The organism is Paenibacillus sp. EC2-1 (genome assembly GCF_049311625.1).
Taxonomy (GTDB): Bacteria; Bacillota; Bacilli; order Paenibacillales; family Paenibacillaceae; genus Paenibacillus_AQ.
This window is the reverse complement of sequence record NZ_CP186006.1, coordinates 4,248,038-4,272,633: the sequence shown is the minus strand read 5'-3', so window position 1 is coordinate 4,272,633 and position 24,596 is coordinate 4,248,038. Positions and strand designations below refer to the sequence as shown.

The following is a 24,596-nucleotide window of genomic DNA, read 5'->3' as shown; positions in this document are numbered from 1 at the left end:
GAGGAGTTGTGAACTCTTGGATGACAAGATTTTGCATACGTTGGAATATCGAAAAGTTTTAAATACATTGTCACAGTATACACAGACTTCCATGGGTAAAAAAGCTGTAGAAGAACTAAAACCATCCGTTCAACTGGAAGATGTGAAACAGCTGCTTGCAGCGACCGACCAAGCATATACCGTTGATCGTCTGAAGGGAAGTCCATCATTCGGCGGAATAACGGATGTTAACGATTCATTGAAGCGTGCTCGAATTGGCGGGACGCTAAACCCTCATGAACTGCTATCCGTTGCGAATACAATCATGGGTTCACGTCGGTTAAAACGTTTTATAGCACAGATTCATGAAGATGAACCTGTTGAAATTTTATATAACCTTAGTGACCTGATCTCAGAGCAGAAGCCGCTGGAAGATGCGATCAAAGCTTGCATTGATGAGAGCGCAGAAGTCATGGATTCCGCAAGTAGTGAGCTTGCTCAAATCCGTAGGGAACTGAGGAATGGTGAAGTACGTATTCGAGAAAAACTCGATGGTATGATCCGCTCACAGTCGGTTGCTAAAATGCTCCAGGATCAGCTCATAACGATTCGTGGTGACCGGTTTGTTATTCCCGTAAAAGCAGAATACCGTTCTTATTTCGGTGGAATTGTTCATGATCAGTCTGGTTCAGGTGCGACACTATTCATCGAACCGGAATCGATTGTTGCTATGAATAATAAGCTGCGTGAAACACGTATGAAAGAAGAACGTGAGATCGAGATTATTTTGCAAAAGTTAACTGCTCTTGTAGGTGATCAAGCGGATTTGTTAACCATTGACATCGATATTACAGGCCAACTGGATTTTATTTTTGCTAAAGCACGCCTTGCTCATGTCATGAAAGCCTCTTTGCCGCGGATGAATGATCGCGGTTACTTAAAGCTTAAAAAAGGTCGCCATCCACTTATACCTATAGAGCAAGTTGTGCCGACAGATGTCGAATTGGGTAACTCCTACACCTCTATTATTGTTACGGGGCCGAATACCGGAGGAAAGACGGTTACACTGAAAACGATTGGTTTACTAAATCTGATGGCCATGTCTGGAATGTTCATTCCTGCAGAAGAAGGAAGTCAGATGTGCGTGTTTGACGCGATTTATGCAGACATCGGTGATGAACAAAGTATCGAACAAAGCCTTAGCACCTTCTCTAGTCACATGACGAATATCATTCGTATCTTGAAGAACATGACGCCAAAAAGTCTCGTACTTCTAGATGAAGTTGGTGCGGGAACGGACCCAGCAGAAGGCTCTGCACTTGCTATTGCTATTTTGGAGCATATTCACCGGATGGAATGCCGCATGATAGCAACCACTCACTATTCTGAACTTAAAGCTTATGCTTACGAACGTAAAGGTGTAATTAATGCAAGCATGGAGTTTGATATTAATACGCTTAGTCCGACCTACCGGTTATTGATAGGGGTTCCGGGACGAAGCAATGCTTTTGCTATTGCAGAACGTCTTGGACTTCCAGGGATGATCCTTGATTATGCGCGTGGTGAAGTGAAGGAAGAGGATCAGCGTGTTGAACATATGATTGCCTCCCTCGAGGAGAATCGTCATGCGGCCGAAACAGAGCGTGGGAAGGCAGAGGTTCTTCGCAAAGAGATGGAGGAACTTCGCAGTCGTCATGAACAGGAGCTTGCCAAGCTTGAAGAGCAGCGTGATAAGCTGGTTGATAAAGCTCGTGAGGATGCGAAGAAGATTGTGGACAAGGCAAGAAGCGAAGCTGAAGAGATTATTACGGATCTGCGAAAGCTTGCTCAAGAAGAAGGCGCTTCAGTTAAAGAGCATAAGCTTATTGCTGCCCGTAAGCGTCTGGATGAGGCAGAACCAGAGCAGAAGCGTAAAGCTACTGGACAACGTAATAATAAGCCTAAAAGATCCATTGAGCCTGGTGATGAGGTCATGGTATATAGCTTGAACCAGAAGGGACATGTTGTAGAGATGGCCGGTGCCAAAGAAGCACTTGTTCAGCTTGGTATCATGAAGATGAAGGTGTCTCTGGATGATCTGGAGCTTGTATCTGCTGCAGCATCAGCGAGCAAATCACAAGGTCAACGTCACGTTACGACGATTAAGCGTACCCGGGATGCGAACATTCGGAAGGAGCTAGATCTTCGAGGTGCAAATCTTGAAGAGGCGCTTATTGAGGTAGACCGTTTTATGGATGAGGCATTTTTGGGGAACTTAGGTCAGGTTTCTATTATCCATGGTAAAGGAACGGGAATTTTAAGAACAGGTATTCAAGATTATTTACGTAAACATAAACATGTAAAAAGCTATCGTCTAGGAAATTACGGCGAAGGTGGTACAGGAGTTACGATTGCGGAACTGAAATAGACGCAAATAAATTGGGAACCGACGGTTCGTCTAACTCGTATACAACTAAGCGGGCATTTTGTGGAAATGTTAAATGCTTAAACATCTGCATTACGACAAGATGGACTGCTAAAGCGTTAGCGGTCCATCAACTTCGGGGAGGAACGCGGGGGAATGACGGAGAGTATCGATCAGTTGCTAGCTCACCCTGTAGGTGTGCTTGTCGGCTATTTCTCGGTTGCAATTTTAGCGTTAATTGTATACTTATCTTGCTTTGAACTGGTTACGAAGTACAATTGTTGGGAAGAAATTCGTAAGGGGAACGTTGCTGCAGCGATGGCTACGGGCGGTAAAATATTCGGTATATGCAATGTTATGCGCTACACCATTGAAGCCCATACAACGGTCTATGATATGATGAAATGGTCTTTCTTAGGCTTCGTTCTGCTGCTTGCGGCATATTTGCTGCTCGAATTCTTAACGCCTGTGTTCTCTATTGATGAAGAGATTGGTAAGGATAATCGAGCTGTAGGCTTGATTGTATTGATCATCACTACATCATTATCTTTTATAATAGGCGCGAGCATAATATGAGTCGCTTCAACTTGAATGGAGGAATCATTTTATGAAATATTTACCGCGAGTATTGTTTGCGGCAGCCCTGATCTTTTTCATGGCAGGCATAGTATACTTGATGTGGAATTAATGTGGGTTATGAGAAATAGCCCTTTGTATAATGAAAGGATGAATGATTGATGGAACCGACCATATGTCCATGGTGTCAGACTGAAATCGTATGGGATGAAGAGATTGGCCCTGAAGAGAACTGTCCTCACTGTGAGAATGAGTTAAAGGGATATCGTACGCTTAGCGTTGCACTTGATGATGCTGACGATGAGATGGAACCTCAGGAAGAACTGGAAGATTCCTTTGAAGATTATGATGATGAAGGAATACTGAATAAGCCATTTTGGGGAGCTGAAGAAGGAACAGTTCCAGCAATTCGAACAATCGACAAGTATGGTGAAGCTCATGATCTGATGGCATACGAGGAAGCAGTGGAACAAGTTCTTGACCATCAGGATGAGACGCCTGAATGCTTCCACTGTCGTGAATACATGATGCTTGCAGGAACCCAGCGTGTGAATGAGGAAGGATTTCATCCTGCCGTACTGCCGATTACAGGTGCGTTGTTAAAGCCACCGTTCGACATGAATGTATATATTTGTTCAGGTTGCTTCCAAGTGCAATATAGTCTTGCTGAAGATGATCGCTTGCGATTAATTGAGGGATTGACTAAGAAATAACAATTATTAATTATATAGAACGAAAGGGCAGCCCTATGGCTGCCCTTTTTTATGTTGTATCTTTTTTATGAAAGTTCATTTGGTTTTTATTAAAAAATGTTATGATCCTTCCTATTCTAGGGCAAGTTACTTGAAGTGTAACCATAGATTTCTGCTGAAGGGGTGGATGCATATGAAACAACCTAGGGACCGCCAAGCCGTGCTGTTGCTCACGGTAAACGGTTTGTTTGTATTGGCCAGCGCGCTATCCGGAACTTTTCTAAATATATATTTATGGAAGAGCAGACAAGATTACCTGATGATCGCATGGTTTACGGTGGCACAGCAAATTGCACTGGGACTGACCTTCTGGATTGCGGGCAAGTGGGTAAAGGAAGGAAACAAGATGAATGCGCTCCGGCTTGGCATCGCCGTGTCGGGATTATTTTATCTATGTATTCTTGGTGCTGGACAGAACGCAGTTTATTATATTTGGCCACTTGGCTTAATGCTTGGCATATCTCTTGGGCTATTCTGGATCGCATTTAACGTCGTTTATTTTGAAGTGACGGATCCAGATAATCGCGACTGGTTTAATGGTTGGGTAGGGCTGCTAGGATCCATGACTGGGATTGTTGGCCCGTGGTTATCAGGACTGCTCATTACACTGATGCATGGTGATCAAGGATATCGATTTATTTTTAGCGTGTCGATGGTTATCTTTGCAGGGACTGTCGTGCTTAGCTTTTTCCTGAAGAAGAGAGAAGTTAACGGTAAGTATGAATGGATGGAAGGAATTCGAAGGCTAAAAGAAACGGATGGAGCATGGCGCTCTACGATATGCGGTTTGGTAATGCAGGGCATACGAGAGGGCGTGTTCTCATTTCTCATCATACTACTCGTCTTTAGTGCTACGAATCGGGAATCAAAGCTGGGACAGTTTATGCTCATCACTTCAGCAGTTTCACTGGTTAGTTATTGGGCTGCTGGAAAATGGTTTAAACCGGCGTATCGCAGCACAGGTATGCTCATAGGGGCGGTTATGATGCTGCTTGTTATATTACCACTATTGTGGGAAGTGAACTATATGACTTTACTAATTCTGGGTACAGGTACTTCATTGTTTATTCCACTATTCACGCTACCAGCCATCTCAATCAGCTTTGATCTAATGGGAGCGAGCCCGAGAAACGTAGAGAGAAGAGTGGAGCTTGTTGTGGTCAGAGAAATCAGCCTCATGTTTGGAAGAATAATTGGCCTGATCGTCTTTTTACTTGTATTGTCTATACGGCAAGATCCGGTTACCATCACATTATTATTGCTTGTGCTAGGTGCTTCACCCATTGGAACATGGTTATTCATGCGAAAAATAATGAAAGAGCGGCAGACAACTGCATGAATAAAAGCTGTTATAGGAGATTAGAAAAAGCCACTTGAGGTTTATGCTCAAGTGGCTTTACATGTTTGTTGTATAGCGTATCAATTAGCTTGAAGCCGAGACGTTTGTCTTGAGGGGACGAGTGAAGGAGAACCAGTTCAGTACATCGGGTTCTTTGCCGGTTACGGCCTCTGCGAGCAAGTCAGCAGCAATCATGCTATAGACCGTACCATTCCCACCGTAGCCCTCAATGAAATAGCTATGGGGATATTCAGGATGACGACCAATCATGGGCGCTCCATCCTTACTCGTGCCGAATACGCCTGCCCAGGCGTGGGAGATCGAGAGATTGCCTAGGGTAGGGAAAAGATCTTGAACTTTTTTCAGAAGCGTCTGTCCGTTTTTTGTGATTTTTTCTTGGGATAGTCCCTTATCTGTCAGCGGCTCATCTAGTCCACCCACAACGATTCGGTTGTCTAATGTTGTTCTCATGTATAGATACGGGCGCTTGGTTTCCCAGACTAGAGCGCGTTCGTACCAAGAAGACAAATCCTCAACAGGCTGCGTCATAATTGCATACGTACTATCGAGGTTAGCCAACCGATCCGGTTTCCACTCTTGTGCGGCATATCCTGCTGCCCAGATGATCGTCTTCGCCTTAACACTGCCTGATTTGGTTTTAACGGTGACACCATTCTCCGAATAATCGACATGCTCTACTCCGCTGTGTTCATACACTTTGAGTCCTTGTTTGACCGCATCAAAGATTAGGGTCTGGACCATTTTATAAGGGTTAACCTCTGCATCTCTAGGTGTGTATAGTGCAGCTGATTTTGAAAAAGGGAAAAATGACTTTATGCGATCACGATCCCAATATTCAACTTGAAACCCGTGACGAGAAAGGTTGTCGAATTCTGTACGAATTTTACCTGCATCCTTCTCATCAGAGGCGTAATAAAGACTACTGCGGCGTCTAAATTCAGCATCGAATGAAAGATTGCTTGCGATTTGTGACAGTCGTTCGACAGCATTCTCGCACAACTTGTAGAAACCGACCCCTTTTTGTTCCCCAAACGTTTGGATTAACTGTGTTAACATATCATCATTCATATACTGCAGCAGCCCCGTATTAGCTGAGCTGCTACCGCTCCCAATCTCTTCTTGTTCAAGTAGAATCGTATCGGTTCCTTGCTTGGACAGCACATACGAGGTTATTGCTCCGCTCATGCCACCACCAATGATCACCACTTCACAAGATTGGTTATCCTCTAGACTAGAGTGCTTAAGATTGTATTCGCTTGTATCTAAACCGCGCCAAGGGGCATTTCCTTCTCTTAACTTCATCATTGTACACTCTCCTCATCCTTATTTATGTGTAAGAAAAATTCTAGTCTCAGTATTAGCAATGCTCAGGTATTTATTGCGTGTCATAGAAATGAACGATAAAGGCATACTACATATGTGCACCTAATATGGAAGGGGGACAATATCAATATGCCATCTAGTAACCAAATGCAGCCTCTAACTTCGAAAGAACTGGATTACATTGTGGACTGTATTTCTAATGAGAGCTCACTCGCTAAACATTGTGCTGCAACGGCAGCATCCATTCAGAATCCGTCTGTTCAGCAGGCACTTATGGGTTTTATGCAAAAGCATGAAAACCACATGGACACACTGATTCAAGCCCTTCAAAGTCATCAAGCGATTGCACCTACTCAAGCTCATTAAGAAACAATAAAGGAGGAAATCAAATGCCATCTCCAAGCGGGGGTTCCTTTTTGCCAGAAGAGGATTTGCTGAACACGATCCTGAATGAACTAAAGCGATCTGTGAAAGAGTACACAACAGCAACGACGGAATCGGTATGTCCGACAGTTCGGAACATGTTCAGTAATCTGACAGCCGATACACTCAAAATGCAAGGGGATATGTACCAGCTGATTGAGCAGCAAAAGCAGTATGCAGCCCCTATTCCGCATGCCATGAAGAATGAATTGGATAAACAGCTGCAAGAAGCGCAGAAGACTAGTCAACAGACACGACAACTGATTAGCCAAAAGACTTCTGGGCTTGCTGTAACATCGCATCAGGCGAATGTAAATCAGCATCCAACCAATGTACGACCTTCTCATTAGTATTTAACCTTTGCTATATAACTTAAAGCATAAAGAAACCGACCGTCCTGAGGCATCTGCCGAAAGAGTGGTCGGTTTTTTCTTTGCACAGATCGCCCGAGATATTGTAATATAAGTATTAATCTCTTTACAGGGAAGTCGTTATATGTTCGAGCTTTCCTGAAATAAACGCTGGAGGACTACAAATGGAAGAGCTAAGCGAATTGAAATTGAAAGTGCTTGACTTGCTGAAAGAAGATGCGAGAAGATCTCCGGCTCTGTTGTCTACTTTGCTCGGCGTGAAGGAAGAGGAAGTAAAGTCTGCAATTACGGAGCTTGAAGATGATCATGTTATCGTAAAATATGCGACTATCGTTAACTGGGGTAAGGTGGAGGAAGAAAAAGTCACCGCTCTTATTGAAGTGCAGATTACACCAGAACGAGGGAGAGGCTTTGAAGGTATTGCAGAGCGTATCTACTTATTTCCTCAAGTAAAATCCGTATATCTGATGTCGGGGGCATATGATCTGCTTGTAGAGGTGGAAGGCCGGAATTTGAGAGAGGTCGCGAACTTCGTATCTGAGAAGTTGTCTCCTATCGACTCCGTATTGTCGACCAAAACAAACTTTATACTAAAAAAATATAAACAAGACGGGATTATCTATGAAGAACGTCAAGAAGACAATCGTCTCCTGATCTCGCCGTAAAGGAAGAGTGTGTATGATTGTGAAAGAAGATCATCTTACAGAAAACAATAGAAAGCCGATGGAATCCTACTTGGCACCATCGGTTCGTGACATTAAACCATCTGGTATTCGTAAATTTTTTGACTTAGTGAGCGGTAATAAGGATATTATTACACTTGGTGTTGGCGAACCTGACTTTGTCACACCTTGGCATGTTCGTGAAGCATGTGTATATTCACTGGAACGCGGATTTACAGGTTACACCTCAAATGCAGGTATGCCGGAGTTACGTGAAGCAATTTCTCGCTACTTAGAAAGTAGCTTCCACGTTTCTTATGATCCACAGCATGAAATTTTGGCGACAGTTGGTGGAAGTGAAGCGATTGACTTGGCGCTACGGGCACTTATAACACCAGGGGACGAAATCCTTATTCCTGAGCCATGTTATATCTCGTATTCTCCGATTACTGCGATCGGTGGAGGGGTTCCTGTTGGAATTGAAACGACAGCTGATAATCACTTCAAACTGACGGCTGAGGCACTTGAAGCAAAGATTACGCCAAAATCTAAAATTTTGATATTGTGTTACCCTAGCAATCCGACTGGAACCACAATGACTTACGAAGATTGGTTACCTATTGCTAAGGTTGTAGAGAAGCATGATTTGATCGTCATTTCCGACGAAATCTATGCAGAGCTGACTTACGATGCCAAGCATGTAAGCTTCCCTTCAATTCCTGGCATGAAGGACAGAACGATATTAGTCAGTGGTTTTTCGAAGGCTTTTGCTATGACAGGTTGGAGAATGGGTTATGCTTGCGCACATCCTGATTTAATAGCTGCCATGCTGAAAATTCACCAATATACAGTGATGTGTGCCCCTGTTATGGGTCAGGTTGCTGCACTTGAAGCCCTTACGAACGGAATGGAAGAGAAGGACCGCATGATTGAGTCCTATAACCAGCGCCGTAGACTTATTGTCCAAGGGCTGTGTGATATCGGGCTAGACTGCCATGAACCACAAGGCGCATTTTATGCATTCCCAAGTATCAAAAGAACGGGATTATCTTCAGAAGAATTCTCGCAGCGGCTTCTTACCGAGGCAAAGGTCGCGGCTGTTCCAGGTACGGCGTTTGGACTTGGTGGAGAAGGATTTATCCGGTGTTCTTATGCTACATCGATCTCTCAATTAAATGAAGCGCTGGAACGAATGGGGAAATTTGTCGAGAAATTGACATAAGAAGCAGATAGTTGTTTCATTTCCTTGAATTAACAAAAGTTTTACTTTTCATTACAAATATCTATGTTATAATTTTATTTTGGAAGCATTATTTCACTATTCCAAGGAGGGGTTGCCATTGTATTGTGATTACGAATTGTCGCCATACCGCGGTGATTTTATTGCCGAAGGCCAAGATCATAGTAAGTGGTCAATGAAATCAGCGGAATCGACTCCTCAAAATATATCCTTGGAAGAAGAAATCCACTTGCTTCGCCGTAAAATGGAACAGATATTTTTACAAGAGCAATCGTTTACCTCAGAGGTTGTTATTGAGATCAGCAGTCTACTGGACTTAAAGATCAATGAATATATGAAGACATATCCTAAGAAGAAATAAGGATGATAAATAACAGAAAGAGTTGTCCCATGAGTAGATTTTCTACGGTGAGACAGCTCTTTCTTTTGTCATTCAACCAAACAATTCATCTGTACATCAAGTTATGGTATAGTGAAACTTAATCAAAAAAGAAGTAAGGAATGCTATCTAAAACGGTGTTTATGGAGGAATAAAGGATGAAAGTATATACAAAAACCGGAGATAAAGGCGAGACGTCAATCATTGGAGGACGTGTACCTAAAGATGATCCACGTATTGAAGCTTATGGAACGATTGATGAGTTGAATTGTTTTGTGGGGCAGGCTGTATTTTTGGCACAAGAAAGTGGGTTTAATGAGCTGTATGAGCAGCTGATTCAGATCCAGCATGAGCTGTTCGATTGTGGGTCGGACCTTGCTTATGCCAAGCACAACGAAGACAAGTACAAAGTAAACGCTCAACTAGTTGAGCAACTGGAAGCGTGGTTGGATGCTTTTGAGGAAGAGAACCCGCAGCTGGAACGGTTTATTTTGCCTGGAGGCAGTGCTTTGTCTTCAACGCTCCATGTATGCCGTACCGTATGCCGTCGTGCAGAACGATTGACAGTTACGCTAGCACGTTCAACGGAGATTAATCCAGAGGTGCGAAGCTATCTGAATCGTCTATCCGATTATTTCTTTGTGACGGCTCGTACGGCTAATGTAAGAGCGGGTGTGCCGGATATGGAATATGTGCGAAGCGGAAAGGTGTTTAGGTAGTATATGGAGTTGTATTATCCGCCTATATCCTACAGAGTATCTGAGATCGATGATGGCGTCTTATTGAAGACGGTGTTACAAAAACGGATGGGCGTATCTCGCAAGCTTTTATCCCGGTTAAAAATGACTGAACAAGGGATTATGCTGAATGGAATAAGAGTATATATCAGCGTAAAAGTCAGTGCCGGGGATCTGGTCGAAATCCGTATGGAACAAGAGCGGTCAGATGATATTTTGCCGCAGCCCATGGATTTGGATATTTTATATGAAGATGAGTTTTTACTTGTGGTCAACAAAGCTCCGGGCACAATCGTGCACCCAACGCATGGTCATTATACAAATACACTAGCGAATGGTGTTGTTCATTACTGGCAGGAACAGGGCTTGAATTATCGTTTTAGGGCGATACATCGTCTGGATCAAGACACATCAGGAGTACTGGCTATTGCCAAGAATCCTTACATTCATCAGCATATTTCAGAGCAAATGATCGCTGGAACGGTAGATAAGAGGTACGTGGCATTGGTTCATGGTGTACCGAATCCAGATGCTGGAGATATCGATGGTCCTATTGATCGAGATCCTTTAGAGCCACATCGTCGTATGGTTACACCGAACGGTTACTCTTCCTTAACTCGTTACAAGGTAAGGGAGCCCTACAACGGCAAGGCTGCTCTTGTAGAACTAAAGCTGGAGACGGGACGCACCCATCAAATTCGTGTTCATATGAGTAGTATTTCGCATCCATTAATCGGAGATAAGATGTATCGACATCCTTTATACGAGAGAGAATCTGTGGATCAAATGGATAAGGAAGCATTGGCAATAATTAGCCTTGATGAAAGCATTAATCGACAGGCACTGCATGCAGAGTCGTTAACCTTTGTTCACCCTATTGTTTCGGAGAATATGACCTTTAGTGCTCCGATTCCCGAGGATATGTTACAGCTACTGGAGCACCTGAAGGAAGACAACTAGCATACTAACGAATCTTATGTGTTCAAGAATGGAATGCATAGACACAGAAGAAGGAGAGAGTACATCGATGAGTCAACTAACGGTATATCAATATCCTAAATGCGGCACATGCAGAAATGCTGTGAAATGGCTGCAGAATGAAGGACATGATCTAACGCTTCGTCATATCAAAGATGAGCCGCCTACACCGGAAGAACTGTCTTTTTTGTTCGAGAAAAGTGGTCTTGAGTTGAAGAAATTTTTTAACACAAGTGGAGAAGTATACAAGCAAATGGGTTTAAAAGATAAACTGAAAGACCTGTCTGTTGAGGAACAAATTAAGTTATTATCCTCGAATGGAATGCTAATCAAGCGTCCAATTGTATCAGATGGAGAGCATGTAACGGTGGGGTTCAAAGAAGAAATGTTCGAGAACGCCTGGAAGCTTTAATAATAACGGCATATTAGCTCGGAGACGGATAAGGTCTTCGAGCTTTTTTGCATGTAGATGATTACTAGTATTACTAACCAAATAATATATAATTCGGCTGAATCTATCATTAAGGTAGTTATGATATAATGACAAAGGTGTAGAAATTATGATATAACAAGATTTTGAACATATACGCAAGGGGAGATTTAACACAGTGAATACAGAGAAACAACCGTCCCTACTGCTCGTTGATGGTATGGCCTTATTGTTTAGGGCATATTATGCTACAGCTACAAGCGGATATATCCGCCGCACGAAGACGGGAATTCCAACGAACGCTATTTATGGATTTCTCCGTTACCTATGGGATGCCATTGATACATTTCAACCTACTCATGTCGCATGCTGCTGGGATATGCCAGCCAAAACATTCCGCAGTGAGCAATTTGCAGCATATAAAGGTAATCGACCTGAAGCACCGGAGGATTTAATTCCTCAGTTCTCTCTCATTCGTGAGGTAACCGAATGTCTGGGTATTCCTAACCTTGGTGTTGAGGGCTTTGAAGCAGACGACTGTATTGGAACACTCGCTTGCCGATACGGTAAAGATATGAATGTGATGATCCTGTCTGGTGATCATGATCTGCTTCAGCTTGTGGATGAGCGAACCTCTGTCATCATCATGAAAAAGGGCCACGGCAACTACATGGTCTACACGCCAGAGACACTTTATCAAGAGAAGGGACTTCTTCCTCGTCAAGTGATTGATGTGAAAGGTCTCATGGGCGATACCAGCGATAACTATCCTGGTGTGCGCGGCATTGGCGAGAAGACAGCAATGAAGCTTATACAAGAATATGAGACCATCGAAGGTATTCTTGAAAATATGGATTCCCTCACCAAAAGTGTTCGTAATAAAATTGAAGCGGATCTTGAGATGCTCCATCTGTCTCGCTCTTTAGCTGCAATTCATTGTGAAGTGCCTGTAGATTGTGATTTGGATCTATGTCTTCTGGAAATTGACCATGATCGTATTGCATCCAAGCTTGAGGAACTTGAAATGAAGAGTTTAAGTCATCTGATGGGCGTGGTGACGGTTCCTTGATGAGAACTCAGGTGATTAGACCAAACGTGGCGAATGATAAGTGAATAGATACGTAGGAACCTTATGGACACTCATCATTTCAGCCATCATTTTGACGGCATGTATGCCTTCTACCGAAGAGAGTCTTGGAGAGAGTAAAGAGACTTCATCCAAGACTCAGCTTACGGTATCAGCTGCTGCCAGCTTGAAATCGAGTCTGGAAGAGGTAGCCGTTTTATTTCAGCAAGAGTATCCAGATATCGCATTACAGTTTAATTTTGGGGGCTCAGGCTCCTTACAGCAGCAGATTGAACAGGGCGCTCCAGTAGATCTGTTCTTCTCCGCTGCGATGGAACCGATGGGGCGGCTTGTACAGAAGAGACTGATTGAGCAGGACAAGCCAGAGGTACTTCTGCATAACCGCATGGTACTGATTGCTCCGAAAGGAGACGAGCTTATCAGAAGTATACAGGACCTAAAGAAACCTGAGGTTCGTGTTGTAGCCATCGGGCAGCCAGATACAGTTCCTGCAGGTATGTATGGTAAGGAAGTATTAGAACGAACAGAGTTATGGCCCAATGTTGAGTCGAAGGTTGTTAATGCCAAGGACGTAACTCAAGTTCTGTCGTATGTGGAGAGTGGGAATGCAGATGCTGGGTTTGTATATGCCAGTGATGTATTAAAGTCCCCGAATGTTCGCGTAGCGGAAGAGATAGATCCGACTTTTCATACGCCTATTCATTACCCAGCTGCAATTACTACTGTAGGTCGATATCCGGAAGAAGCGAAGAAGCTGCTTGACTTTCTGAAGTCGGATGAGGCAAGAAACATCTTTGTGAAGTATGGGTTTGTGATTCCGGAGGAATCGGTGTGACGACGAGTGAAGTCTTTTGGCTGCCGGTATGGTTGTCTGTAAAAACATCACTGTGTTCAAGTATCATAACCTTTATACTTGGAACTGCAGCTGCCCGGTGGATGCACCGGGCAGCATTCCGCGGGAAAACGGTTGTAGAAACCTTGTTGATGCTCCCCCTTGTTCTGCCCCCGACAGTTGTCGGATTTCTACTTTTGGTTATTTTAGGGAGAAACAGCTGGATTGGTTCAATAGCGGAGTGGCTGTTTGCTCAGCCTATTATATTCAGCTGGTGGGCAGCTGTTATTGCGGCTGTTGTAGTTTCTTTCCCACTTGTCTATCAGACAATGAAAGTAGGATTTGACTCGATTGATCCAGAACTTGAGGATTCAGCACGTTCTATGGGCGCAGGCGAATGGCAAGTATTTCGGCTGATTACAATGCCTCTATGCGGAAGTGCAGCTGTAACTTCCTATGTTCTGGCACTAGCCCGTGGACTTGGTGAGTTTGGAGCCACTTGGATGGTTGCAGGAAACATACCAGGTAAGACACAAACGCTGCCAACGGCTATTTATCTTGCAGTGGGGAATGGGGAGACTACGTTAGCGTGGGCTTGGACCGGAATGGTTGTATTATTTTCATGGGTTTTATTAGCATTGGCAGGAAATGGTCGTTCAGGCCGGATGGTTTCGAAGAGAACATAAAAAGCAAGTAATGACACTTACACCTTGGAGAGGATGAACTGACATGATACTTGGAGCGATTGAAGCAGGCGGAACTAAATTTGTATGTGGAATTGGTAAGGAGGACGGTACAGTTATTGAACGTACCAGTTTTCCAACGACAACGCCAGAGGAAACGATGGCGCAAGTATTTTCCTTTTTTGAAGGTAAAGGGGTAGAAGCAATTGGTGCGGGCTTTTTCGGACCGATTGACCCTGTAAAAGGAAGTCCTACATATGGCTGCATCACAACGACGCCTAAGCCTCACTGGAGTAATTTTAATGTGGTAAAAGCGCTCAAGGAGCGTTTTGATGTACCGATCGGTTTTGATACCGATGTAAACGGTGCCGCACTTGGAGAATACACATGGGGAGCAGCCCAAGGGCTGGATAGCTGCTTGTATATCACAATTGGAACGGGTGTTGGTGCCGGTGCGGTTGTGGATGGAAAGTTGATTCATGGTCTCTCTCACCCGGAAATGGGTCATATTATCGTTCGTCGCCATCCAGAGGATCAATATGAAGGTACTTGTCCTTATCATAGTGATTGCTTGGAAGGTTTAGCTGCTGGACCATCCCTTGGCAGACGCTGGGGGGTAGCAGGAGCGGAACTGACTCCAGATCATCCTGCTTGGGAGATGGAAGCTTATTATCTTGCACAAGCTCTGATGAATTATGTCTTGATCCTTTCGCCACAGCGTATTGTAATGGGTGGTGGTGTGATGAAGCAGCAACAGCTGTTCCCGCTCATTCATAAGAATTTGCAAGACATGCTGGCAGGATATGTTTCACATCCAAGCTTGAACGAGAATATTGCACAATTCATCGTATCACCGCAGCTTGGTGACAATGCGGGTCTGTGCGGTGCACTGGCACTGGCGAAGCTGGCCGTGGATGAATCTGCGAATTAATTAGAAGATACGCTACAACGAATTACAAACATAAAACCGGTCGGAGGATTCTCCGCCGGTTTTATTTATTTTCATAATAATTTTATAGTTTTGCTAAGAACACTAGAGAGACATGGCTTTATCCATTATGTCATTTGTTTTTGGGGGTGTAATACAATTGACATTAGTCCAGAGTTCGGTTATACCATATTAAGATAGATTACTGGATGTTGTCCGAATGTATTTTGCATCTATGCCCCACAAGGAGTAATCGTTATGACTATTAAGGCTATCTTGATTGGTGCCGGTGTTCGCGGCGCTAATGTATACGCACCTTATGCTCGAAATCATCCACATCAATTACAGTTTGCAGCGGTTGCAGAACCAGATCCCGTGCGCAGAACTTCCTTTGCTGTGGATTATGATATACCTAATGAACACATTTACGAGGACTGGCGCGAAGTGCTTCAGAAGCCTCGTTTTGCTGATGCTGTATGGATCTGTACGCAAGATCGGATGCACTATGAGGTTGCCTTGATGGCGCTTCAACAAGGGTATCATGTGCTGCTTGAGAAACCGATATCCCCCTCGCCCATTGAGTGTCTGGAGTTAGAGGAAGCTGCTCGGAAAAGTAACCGCTTGCTAACGATATGCCATGTACTTCGTTATACACCATTCTGGACTGGGATTCAGAATGTTATCGAAAGCGGAGATATTGGCAGAGTTGTCGATATACAGCTTCGTGAGAATATCGGTTATGCGCATATGGCTCATAGTTATGTTCGGGGAAATTGGAATAATGCAGCTTCAGCGAGCCCAATGATTCTGGCCAAGTCCTGTCATGACCTAGATTTAATCTCTTGGCTGATGGGTGAGGAATGTGTTCGTCTTAGCTCCTTCGGTTCACTGTTCCATTTTGTTAAAGAACAAGCCCCAGAAGGTGCAACAGAACGCTGCTCAGATGGTTGTCCGCATATTAAGAGCTGTTGTTACGTAGATCAGCGCTATTATATGGGAGAAGGCCGAAGGCACGCCCAGCATTTCTCAGGTGATCTGTCGGATCAGATGATCAGACAGCAGCTGCCACATACACCGTATGGACGCTGCGTATACCATTGTGACAATGATGTTGTTGATCATCAAAATGTAAATTTGCAGTTCGGCAATGGTGCTACAGCATCTTTCTCATTGTCTGCTTTCACCCACGATAGTTCTCGCAGTGTTCAAATCTCGGGAACTCGTGGAGAAATTAGAGGGAATATGGCGAAGCAGTCGTTTACGGTTTACTCGTTCGTAGACGGAAGTAGCACGGAAATTCAGGTTGAAGATGGGGGCCGTGAAGGTACCGATCGAATGCTCCATGAATTCTGTGAGCAAGTGGAATTCTTCACGGGCAGCTCATTAACATCTGCATCAGCTTCTCTGCAGAGCCATATGATGGCTTTTGCGGCTGAGGAATCCCGATTGAATAATGGTCAATGTCTGGAGCTTGGACAGCTGATTGACCGCTATAGAGTGGAAGCTACGAAGAATTGTTTTTACTGTACCGTGTAAATGAAAGGATGCTCCACAGTCATTTCAGATGACTTCTGGAACATCCTTTTTTATATGGGTAACATAATTATGAAAGTGATCCCATTTAACAATACTTAATAATGTGGTGATGATGTGTTTAAGATCATGTTAATAGAAGATGATATAAGTCTGTATACGGAAATCAATGAAAGGTTGACTCAGTGGTCGTATGATGTTCATGGTGTCAAAGATTTCGGAAATGTTCTGCAAGAGTTTACTGCGATAGCACCAGATCTCGTCATCATTGATATTCAGCTGCCTAAATTTGATGGGTTTCATTGGTGCCGAATGATCAGAGCGCATTCCAATGTTCCGATCATATTTCTGTCATCTCGAGATCACCCGACAGATATGGTTATGTCGATGCAGCTTGGTGCGGATGACTTTGTGCAGAAGCCATTTCATTTCGAAGTGCTAATCGCCAAAATACAAGCAATACTTCGCCGTGTGTACAACTACAGCACAGAACGAACGGAGCTAAGAACATGGCGAGGCGCAACCGTGGAATATGTGAAGAATACGGTCACCCATGAGCGTGGAACGGTTGAACTGACAAAGAATGAGATGTTTATCTTAAAAATACTTATTGAACGGAAGAATCAGATCGTAGGCCGGGAAGACATTATTAAGAGCCTTTGGGACAATGAACATTTCGTAAGTGACAACACATTAACAGTGAATTTAAACCGCCTACGTAAAAAATTAGAGAACATCGGTCTCCACACCTATATTGAAACGAAAGTGGGACAAGGATACATGGCTACGGAAGAGGTACAGCCATATGATTAGAAGGTACATCAGGGAACGCCGTAGCTGGATCCTACTGTTCATGATTGTTCAGTTGATGCTCCTGTTTGTAGCGTTTATTGACTCCTCTATTCCGTTCATGCCGATGGTATACATTATGTTTCTTTCAACACTTATCTTCATTGTATTTTTTATAATGAGATACCATAAAGAAACGAGGTTTTATAAAAGTCTTGAAAGCTGGGATTACACCACGGGGATTGATACGATAATGGAGGCTGAGAGTCCTTTTGAGCAAATCGTCGAAACCAATGTAAAATTTTTGAATGAAAGGTACCAAAATGAGGCGTCACATCGCTTTATTGAGGTGGAGCAGGAAAAGGATGAACTGTTATCTTGGATTCACGAAGTGAAAACACCCCTGACTGCGATGCATTTAATGATTGAGCGTATGCCCCAAGATCCGTTGAAAAATCAACTTCTGTATGAGTGGCTCCGTATACATCTTTTACTAGATCAACAGCTACACCAGAAGCGGATTCCTTTTATTCAGAATGATTTATATGTCGAGCTATTTCTCGTTGAGCCAATTATCTATAAAGAAATCAAGGAACTGAAATCTTGGTGTATGCAAAAAGGGATCGGCTTCGATGTGTCACTTCAGGTGACAGAAGTATTAAGCGATGCGAAATGGCTAGGCTTTATATTAAGGCAACTGCTAACGAATGCTGTAAAGTATAGCGATGCCTCTGATATCCTTATTGAAACCAGGATGGATGATAACGGTAACACGGTCTTAGAGATCAAGGATCAGGGGCGTGGGATTGATCCGAAGGACTTGCCGCGGATTTTTGATAAAGGGTTTACGTCCACAACGAAGCACCAAGACCATGCTGCAACAGGTATGGGCCTTTATTTAGCACAAAGAGTAGCAAGATCCTTGTTAATCCATATTCAGGTAACCTCAGAGCTTGGAGAGGGAACAACCTTTTATTTAACGTTTCCACAAAAAAACGATTTTGAGAGCATTAGAGGCATGTGACAAGAATGTCACATGCTTTTATCATTTGTTCGGGGAATCGAGGGAAATGGGGAGGAAGCTGCTTTATGATGAGAGTATGTTAAAAAGGAGTGAGTGAATTGGTAATCTTAGAAGCGAATAAAATTTATAAAAGCTATGGGAATAAGTTTAACAAGCAGGAAGTGTTAAAGGGGATTGACATTACTGTTGAAAAGGGCGAGTTCGTAAGCATTATGGGTGCCTCAGGTTCAGGAAAAACAACACTGCTTAACGTACTCTCATCCATCGATAAAGTCAGTCAAGGATCGATCACGATTGAAGGAGAAGAGTTTACTCGGTTAAAAGAGAAGCAGCTAGCAGAGTTTCGAAAGCATCATCTTGGCTTTATCTTTCAAGAATACAACTTGCTAGATACATTAACGGTGAAAGAGAATGTGTTGTTGCCGCTGTCTGTCAAGAAGGTATCTAGAAAAGAAGCGGATGCAAAGTTCAAGACCGTGGCTTCGGAACTTGGCATTTATGATCTCAAAGACAAGTATCCGAACGAAATATCAGGTGGTCAGAAGCAGCGTACATCAGCAGCTCGTGCATTTATTCATGATCCTAGTATTATATTTGCGGATGAGCCTACGGGTGCGCTGGACTCAAAGTCAGCCTCAGACCTGCTCAATAAATTGAGTGATTTAAACCAAAAGCTAGCCTCCACGATTATTATGGTAACTCACGATCCAGTTGCAGCGAGTTATTGCAGCAGAGTTATTTTTATTAAGGATGGTCAGATTTACACGCAGCTTAATAAAGGCGAGGAGAACAGACAAGCCTTTTTCAAAGATATTATAAAAACACAAGGCGTTCTGGGTGGTGTTCAGAATGAACATTAATTATCTCATTTACCGCAACCTGAAAAAAAACATTAAAAATTATTATCTGTATGTATTTGCATTGATTTTTAGTGTGGCGCTTTATTTCTCCTTCGTTACCCTACAATACGATCCGGCTATGGATGAAGCTAAGGGATCGATAAAAGGTGGTGCAGCCTTAGGAGCGGCATCCGTACTATTGGTCGCGATCGTAGCCATCTTTCTGTTGTATGCGAACAACATTTTCATTAAACGACGCAGTAAGGAAATTGGACTGTTTCAATTAATCGGACTGACAAAAGGCAAAATTTTTATCATTTTAAGTACAGAGAACTTAATCTTATACTTTGGTTCCATGCTGATTGGTATCTTTGCAGGTTTCTCGGTATCTCGCTTGATTCTGATGGTTTTATTCAAAATTACAGGGGTGGATGCGAATGCTTCCTTACGTTTTTCATCCGAAGCACTGATTCAAACGGTTATTGTATTTGCAATTGTTTATCTGCTCATTATGATGATGAATTATTTGTTCATCAAAAGACAAAGTATACTATCACTGTTTAGAACTGTATCCAAAACACAAGCGAGAGTAAAAAAATTATCCATTATGGAAATTTTAATTGGCTTATTTGGAATCGGGCTTATTCTCTACGGTTACTATGTGTCGACAAAGCTGTTTAGTGGTGACATCACAGAGATGAACAAGTTATTTTTAAATATGATATTGATTCTTGGATCAGTTATTATAGGGACCTATTTGTTCTATAAAGGGTCTGTCAGCTTTATTTTTAATGCGATCCGTAAGAGTAAAGGCGGTTATCTGTCGCTTAATGAGGTTCTTTCGCTCTCGTCCATTATGTTCCGGATGAAATCGAATGCGATATTATTGACGGTGATTACGACGGTTTCCGCACTTGCCATCGGATTACTATCCCTTAGTTACATTTCCTATTATTCTGCCGAAAAATCAGCACAACAAAGCATTCCTAATGATTTTACAATTGTACAGACGGAAGAGGGACAAACTCCGTTTACAGATGCTTTATCAGCGGCGGGTATTGATTATGATGTGGTACAGCGAAATGTGTTGCAAGGAGAGTTCGATCTCTCACAAATTATGAATTCTAGTTTGCTAAATTCATCGGGTGATGACGGTAAAATGCCTCTTTCTGTCGTGAGTGACAAGGAGGTCGAGGGGACTGACGTATCGCCTAACGAAACACTGTTCGCAGGATCTAATGATGCAATTCTAAAATTTATGTCGATTCAAGAAACAGGGGATATAACGCTTCATAACAGCAAACAGAAGATCCCTCTGAAATTGATAGGTATGAGTAAAGAAGCTGTGGTATCTAACTATTTTAGTAATGGTAGCATGCCTACAGCGATTGTAGATGATACGGTGTATAACGAGCTTTCGCAGAACTTAAATCCGGATATTCAGGATAAGTATTCTGTATACTTCGGGGTTGATATTAAGGATTCGTCCCAGGTTGAAGAAGCGAATAAGATTTTTGTGGAGTTAGGTCTTGAAGCGTATCGTGGAAACGGCTCCCAATCAGAGATGATTCAATATCAAAAAACGAATATGGGTTTAATGATGTTTATCGTAGGCTTCTTAGGACTTACGTTCCTCATCACCTCGGGATGTATTCTGTACTTCAAGCAGATGGATGAAGGGGAAGAGGAGAAAGCGAATTACACGATCTTGAGAAAGCTTGGATTTACACAAGGCAATCTCCTTCGGGGTATTCAGATGAAACAGATTTTTAATTTCGGCATTCCGCTTATTGTCGGTTTGTTTCACAGTTATTTTGCAGTGAAATCCGGATGGTTCTTCTTCGGTACAGAACTATGGACCCCTATGATCATGGTCATGCTCCTGTATACCGTACTGTATTCCATCTTCGGCCTATTATCAGTCCTTTTCTATAAAGGAATTATTAAAGAGGCTTTGTAGTTAAAGTAGTCTTATAATACAGGAGTTGTCCCAAGAGAAAAATATTCTAACTTAGGGACAGCTCCTTTTTTTTGATACCTTTTTTCGAGCAACTTATTAATCGGTAAAGTGGGCTTCCCCTAGCACGAGCGTCAGAAATTCACGTAAATCATCTGCTTCATCTGGTTTAAGATTGAAGGTTCGTTCTAAGTAATCTTCCTGCTCCAGATCATCAGCAGCAAGAATAGCAGTTCTTCCAAACTGAATATCGGTTACGAGCTTTTTGCCATAAAATAAGTTTGTTGTCGTCACAGCTAGATCAAATCGCTTGAGTGACGGGCCGATGAACGTGACGAAGCGGGTCGATGTAGACTCTGTACTATCAGATAAAAAATCAAGTTGCCGTGATTCTCCGGTCATATAGGCGGGTTCACTCCTTTATTAGACGTCTGCTGTCCATTATACAAGAAAAGGTTGAGACAACCTATATAACCAATTGAATTACAACAACATAGTTGACTCAGTTACAAAATATGGTATTATGTTGATTAACAGTATAACGTTTTGTAATTATTACAAGAAGGAAGCACCTTTCTACGCTGCGGCGGGAGAGGTGCTTTTTTTGCGTTGTACCGTTACTTATTAATGATTGGGGGACTAGGGAATGCAGATCGTATTTATGAATCAATTGTCTAGAGTAAGCGAAGCAAGTGAGGAACATGCAGCGCAAGTGTGGATTGGGGAAGAGGAAGGTATATGGAGACTAGGGTGGCGAGATATTGAGGCTGACGGATATAAAGAGGATGAAGACTGGTACGAAGGCAGCTCGTGGCAAGAGCTCTTGTGTGTCTATCGTCATCGTCTTTCGATGAAATTAAGTGAGGGATATCGCCCGGTGATTGAGGGAGTGTTCCACGAACCTGAGGATGCCAGAGGAAGGAACCATGCAGCACAAAAACTACAGTGTTACAGTGAGCTCTACGGCTCGGAGGAGCTTTACACAGAGCTATGTGCTTGGCGTAGAAGAAAAGCTGCTGCAGGCCGTAAGGCTCCCTATTTTATAGCAAGTAATCGGGTACTTCGACTCATTAGTGCCTTTGTACCTCAGACCGAGGAAGAACTCCTTCAGTTGCCTGGAATTGGCACGAATAAGGCAACAGAGCATGGTGCCGAATGGATTGAGATGACATCTCGAGTGGAGCGAACAACCTCCTTTCCACTGGATTGGGTATTTAATGCATTGAGAGAGGATGTATTCTTATCTTGGATGTATAAACAGAAAGAGCATAAGTACAAGCAGGAGCTGGAAGATTTCAGAATGGGAAGGGTGATGCTGATGGGCATTGCTGAAGGTTTAACACTGGATCAACTCGCTGAGACAAGTGGTATGACCCGTAGAGATCTGGTTGAACAGTTGGAGGGGCTAGAGAAGGATGGATATGATACGGAACCGCTAATTCGGATGGAGCTAGAGAGTATGCCTGAAGGAGATCAGTTGGCGATCTGGAAGGCATTTGAGGAGCTTGGAGATACCTTTCTTAAGCCTGTGATGCACCGAGTTTATGGACAGGACCCTGTAGTCGAGGGCGGAATGGAACCATTGTATGAACGGCTCCGCCTGATCCGAATTCGATTCCGCCGGCAAGCTTTTGATAAGCAGAACGCAGTATGAATCAACAAAAAACGGGTTTCTCTTCACGAATTGAAGGGAACCCGTTATTTTTAAATTTCATAGCCAATCTTTCTTGCGGAACAGATAAAACATGCCAGAACCGAGGAAAATCATAAGGCCGATGACAGCAAAATAGGAATACTTCCATTTTAACTCAGGCATAAATTCAAAGTTCATTCCGTATATACCTGTGATGACAGTTAGAGGCATGAAAATGGTTGTCATGGCCGTAAAAACTCTCATGATCTCATTCGCGCGATTCGCTATACTGGACTGATATGCTTCTCGAAGGTTACTCATCAGGTCGCGGTAAGTTTCGAAGGTCTCGGATATTTTTACAGCATTCTCATATATATCGCTAAAGTACTTTTGCAGCTGATCATCAATCAGGCGTAAGTCTTTCTTATTCAGTGTATTGATCACTTCTTTTTGCGGACCAAGTACTTTTTTAAGCCACAGTATTTCACTTCGTAGACCAATAATTTCGTTCAAATGTGATTTCTTGGTATGCATTAGAATATCTTCTTCAAGCTGATCTATACGTGCTTCAATTCGGTCACCAACTGTGAAATAGTTATCTGTAACCAAGTCGATCAGAATATATAAGAATCGGTCAGGTGTGTTAGCCTCATCTTCCCAGAGTAGAGGCTTCACAGCGCGAAGTTCATGAATCTTCTGTTTCGTCACCGTAATGATGAAATGCCTGCCAAGGAAGATATTAAGAGCTCTCAGGAAGATTTCCTCATCATCAAATCGAATGCTGTTAACTACGATAAAGTAGTGGTTCTCATATATTTCAATCTTAGGACGCTGTTCTTCCTCGCTCTGCGTGTCTTCTACAGCCAGATCATGCAGAGAGAAGAGAGGCTGGAGCTCCAGCAAGTCCTCTACATCAGCGTCGATCCAGTAAAATCCGTCTGGTGGAGCTATTAATGTCGTTTCAATATCGTCTACAGGGGTAAAAACACCCGAATTTACCAACCGGATTTTCATCTGATATCACTCCTTAATTCACTGCTTGCGCATTATCGAATAAAGGCATAGGGTATCAGCTTACCGGCATAGTCGTATGCGAACAAGTCACATGACTCGGCAAAAGGGTTTAATAGAGCACACGAAAAATAACGTTGCCCGCCACCGGTAAGCTGATCTTAATCCTATGCGGTTTTGCGTCACTTACATCCAGCTTCTGGCTCGGGTCACCGTCCATCTTTCATGTCACCTCTTTCATATGGTTAATTAGCACCTGTCTAGTATAACGCTGAGGTTATTACCTTTTCAAGGTGGAATTAAGGCGTCATATGTCCTTGTACAGGATATGGAAGAAAGCGGTGAAATGTTCTTGTTTTTTAACACAAAGCTTCTTGACGAAAAAATGTTCTTGATTTAAAGTATTAATCAGCAATATTAGGAAATTTACAACTTTATATCAGCGAAATCTTATCAAGAGCAGGTGGAGGGACTAGCCCTATGAAACCCGGCAACCGGCGGCAACATCGCACGGTGCTAATTCTTGCAGGATGTATTGTGGCCTTACGTAGTAAGGATCGCTGCAGTCTGACAGATGAGAGAGGCGCATAGTTTCTGTACATATGACCTTTCTCAACAGAGATAGGTCTTTTTTGTATACCTTGGCCTTCTCTGACCATGTATTAT

Annotated in this window: 25 protein-coding genes and 1 riboswitch; of the genes, 22 read left to right on the top strand and 3 right to left on the bottom strand. The window is 43.0% G+C overall.

Translation table 11 applies throughout. From position 1 onward, the window contains the following. Positions 1 to 16 precede the first annotated feature (16 nt). The 4 genes from ACK8P5_RS19895 to ACK8P5_RS19880 all read left to right on the top strand — a co-directional run bounded on the left by ACK8P5_RS19895 (position 17) and on the right by ACK8P5_RS19880 (position 5,050). Positions 17 to 2,386 carry an endonuclease MutS2 gene (locus ACK8P5_RS19895; protein ID WP_422657986.1) on the top strand — a complete coding sequence of 790 codons (2,370 nt, stop codon included), beginning with the start codon at positions 17 to 19 and terminating at the stop codon, positions 2,384 to 2,386. Between the two features lie 153 nt (positions 2,387 to 2,539). Beyond that, positions 2,540 to 2,959, top strand: a complete 420-nt coding sequence (locus tag ACK8P5_RS19890) for a DUF350 domain-containing protein (protein WP_422657985.1) — start codon at positions 2,540 to 2,542, stop codon at positions 2,957 to 2,959. A 161-nt stretch (positions 2,960 to 3,120) separates the two neighbouring features. Beyond that, the gene (locus ACK8P5_RS19885) at positions 3,121 to 3,672 is read left to right on the top strand and encodes a hypothetical protein (RefSeq protein ID WP_422657984.1); all 552 of its coding nucleotides are present in this window, start codon (positions 3,121 to 3,123) and stop codon (positions 3,670 to 3,672) included. A 172-nt stretch (positions 3,673 to 3,844) separates the two neighbouring features. Next, positions 3,845 to 5,050 (top strand): MFS transporter, encoded by a 1,206-nt coding sequence (locus tag ACK8P5_RS19880; protein WP_422657983.1) that lies wholly within the window; start codon positions 3,845 to 3,847, stop codon positions 5,048 to 5,050. A gap of 84 nt (positions 5,051 to 5,134) precedes the next feature. On the opposite strand, the gene ACK8P5_RS19875 is transcribed toward ACK8P5_RS19880, so the two are convergent. Then, complete coding sequence (locus ACK8P5_RS19875; RefSeq protein ID WP_422657982.1) at positions 5,135 to 6,376, bottom strand: NAD(P)/FAD-dependent oxidoreductase; 1,242 nt, start codon at positions 6,374 to 6,376, stop codon at positions 5,135 to 5,137. 147 nt (positions 6,377 to 6,523) lie between these two features. On the opposite strand from ACK8P5_RS19875, the gene ACK8P5_RS19870 reads away from it, so the two are divergent. The 17 genes from ACK8P5_RS19870 to ACK8P5_RS19790 all read left to right on the top strand — a co-directional run bounded on the left by ACK8P5_RS19870 (position 6,524) and on the right by ACK8P5_RS19790 (position 21,289). Next, positions 6,524 to 6,760, top strand: coding sequence for a hypothetical protein (locus ACK8P5_RS19870; protein ID WP_422657981.1), 237 nt, complete (start codon positions 6,524 to 6,526; stop codon positions 6,758 to 6,760). 23 nt (positions 6,761 to 6,783) lie between these two features. Then, a complete protein-coding gene (locus tag ACK8P5_RS19865) occupies positions 6,784 to 7,167 on the top strand; it encodes a spore coat protein (protein ID WP_422657980.1) in 384 nt (127 codons plus the stop codon). A gap of 185 nt (positions 7,168 to 7,352) precedes the next feature. Continuing rightward, the gene (locus ACK8P5_RS19860; RefSeq protein WP_379249146.1) at positions 7,353 to 7,853 is read left to right on the top strand and encodes an Lrp/AsnC family transcriptional regulator; all 501 of its coding nucleotides are present in this window, start codon (positions 7,353 to 7,355) and stop codon (positions 7,851 to 7,853) included. 13 nt (positions 7,854 to 7,866) lie between these two features. After that, positions 7,867 to 9,072, top strand: a complete 1,206-nt coding sequence (locus tag ACK8P5_RS19855) for an aminotransferase class I/II-fold pyridoxal phosphate-dependent enzyme (RefSeq protein ID WP_422657979.1) — start codon at positions 7,867 to 7,869, stop codon at positions 9,070 to 9,072. Positions 9,073 to 9,190: 118 nt separating this feature from the next. Beyond that, a complete protein-coding gene (locus ACK8P5_RS19850; protein WP_422657978.1) occupies positions 9,191 to 9,451 on the top strand; it encodes an aspartyl-phosphate phosphatase Spo0E family protein in 261 nt (86 codons plus the stop codon). 176 nt (positions 9,452 to 9,627) lie between these two features. Beyond that, the gene (locus ACK8P5_RS19845; protein ID WP_422657977.1) at positions 9,628 to 10,188 is read left to right on the top strand and encodes a cob(I)yrinic acid a,c-diamide adenosyltransferase; all 561 of its coding nucleotides are present in this window, start codon (positions 9,628 to 9,630) and stop codon (positions 10,186 to 10,188) included. A gap of 3 nt (positions 10,189 to 10,191) precedes the next feature. Then, positions 10,192 to 11,166: an RluA family pseudouridine synthase gene (locus ACK8P5_RS19840; RefSeq protein WP_422657976.1), complete on the top strand. Its 975-nt coding sequence runs from the start codon at positions 10,192 to 10,194 to the stop codon at positions 11,164 to 11,166. Positions 11,167 to 11,233: 67 nt separating this feature from the next. Then, entirely contained in the window at positions 11,234 to 11,596 is a 363-nt protein-coding gene (locus ACK8P5_RS19835; RefSeq protein ID WP_422657975.1) for an arsenate reductase family protein, read from the top strand. Positions 11,597 to 11,834: 238 nt separating this feature from the next. Further along, positions 11,835 to 12,683, top strand: a complete 849-nt coding sequence (locus ACK8P5_RS19830; protein ID WP_422661526.1) for a 5'-3' exonuclease — start codon at positions 11,835 to 11,837, stop codon at positions 12,681 to 12,683. Between the two features lie 40 nt (positions 12,684 to 12,723). Beyond that, positions 12,724 to 13,536 (top strand): molybdate ABC transporter substrate-binding protein, encoded by an 813-nt coding sequence (modA, locus tag ACK8P5_RS19825; protein WP_422657974.1) that lies wholly within the window; start codon positions 12,724 to 12,726, stop codon positions 13,534 to 13,536. Beyond that, the gene (modB, locus tag ACK8P5_RS19820; RefSeq protein ID WP_422657973.1) at positions 13,533 to 14,219 is read left to right on the top strand and encodes a molybdate ABC transporter permease subunit; all 687 of its coding nucleotides are present in this window, start codon (positions 13,533 to 13,535) and stop codon (positions 14,217 to 14,219) included. Before modA ends, modB begins: the two co-directional genes overlap by 4 nt. 43 nt (positions 14,220 to 14,262) lie before the next feature. Continuing rightward, on the top strand, positions 14,263 to 15,147 hold the full coding sequence (locus tag ACK8P5_RS19815; RefSeq protein ID WP_422657972.1) for an ROK family protein: 885 nt from the start codon (positions 14,263 to 14,265) through the stop codon (positions 15,145 to 15,147). Between the two features lie 255 nt (positions 15,148 to 15,402). Next, on the top strand, positions 15,403 to 16,680 hold the full coding sequence (locus tag ACK8P5_RS19810; RefSeq protein ID WP_422657971.1) for a Gfo/Idh/MocA family protein: 1,278 nt from the start codon (positions 15,403 to 15,405) through the stop codon (positions 16,678 to 16,680). A gap of 114 nt (positions 16,681 to 16,794) precedes the next feature. Next, positions 16,795 to 17,490 carry a response regulator gene (locus tag ACK8P5_RS19805; RefSeq protein WP_422657970.1) on the top strand — a complete coding sequence of 232 codons (696 nt, stop codon included), beginning with the start codon at positions 16,795 to 16,797 and terminating at the stop codon, positions 17,488 to 17,490. Continuing rightward, positions 17,483 to 18,490 (top strand): sensor histidine kinase, encoded by a 1,008-nt coding sequence (locus ACK8P5_RS19800; protein ID WP_422657969.1) that lies wholly within the window; start codon positions 17,483 to 17,485, stop codon positions 18,488 to 18,490. The genes ACK8P5_RS19805 and ACK8P5_RS19800 overlap by 8 nt, the downstream gene beginning before the upstream one ends. A 98-nt stretch (positions 18,491 to 18,588) precedes the next feature. Further along, positions 18,589 to 19,350 (top strand): ABC transporter ATP-binding protein, encoded by a 762-nt coding sequence (locus ACK8P5_RS19795; RefSeq protein WP_422661525.1) that lies wholly within the window; start codon positions 18,589 to 18,591, stop codon positions 19,348 to 19,350. Continuing rightward, complete coding sequence (locus tag ACK8P5_RS19790; RefSeq protein WP_422657968.1) at positions 19,340 to 21,289, top strand: FtsX-like permease family protein; 1,950 nt, start codon at positions 19,340 to 19,342, stop codon at positions 21,287 to 21,289. The genes ACK8P5_RS19795 and ACK8P5_RS19790 overlap by 11 nt, the downstream gene beginning before the upstream one ends. Before the next feature lie 96 nt (positions 21,290 to 21,385). Here ACK8P5_RS19790 and ACK8P5_RS19785 read toward each other — a convergent pair whose 3' ends face one another. Continuing rightward, positions 21,386 to 21,688 (bottom strand): DUF3055 domain-containing protein, encoded by a 303-nt coding sequence (locus ACK8P5_RS19785; protein WP_422657967.1) that lies wholly within the window; start codon positions 21,686 to 21,688, stop codon positions 21,386 to 21,388. A 244-nt stretch (positions 21,689 to 21,932) separates the two neighbouring features. Here ACK8P5_RS19785 and ACK8P5_RS19780 point away from each other — a divergent pair, with 244 nt between their 5' ends. Continuing rightward, positions 21,933 to 22,940 carry an HRDC domain-containing protein gene (locus ACK8P5_RS19780; protein WP_422657966.1) on the top strand — a complete coding sequence of 336 codons (1,008 nt, stop codon included), beginning with the start codon at positions 21,933 to 21,935 and terminating at the stop codon, positions 22,938 to 22,940. A gap of 57 nt (positions 22,941 to 22,997) precedes the next feature. Here the strand turns inward: ACK8P5_RS19780 and corA are convergent, their stop codons facing one another. Beyond that, a complete protein-coding gene (corA, locus tag ACK8P5_RS19775; protein ID WP_422657965.1) occupies positions 22,998 to 23,933 on the bottom strand; it encodes a magnesium/cobalt transporter CorA in 936 nt (311 codons plus the stop codon). 444 nt (positions 23,934 to 24,377) lie between these two features. Further along, positions 24,378 to 24,511: riboswitch (SAM riboswitch) on the top strand. Positions 24,512 to 24,596 lie beyond the last annotated feature (85 nt).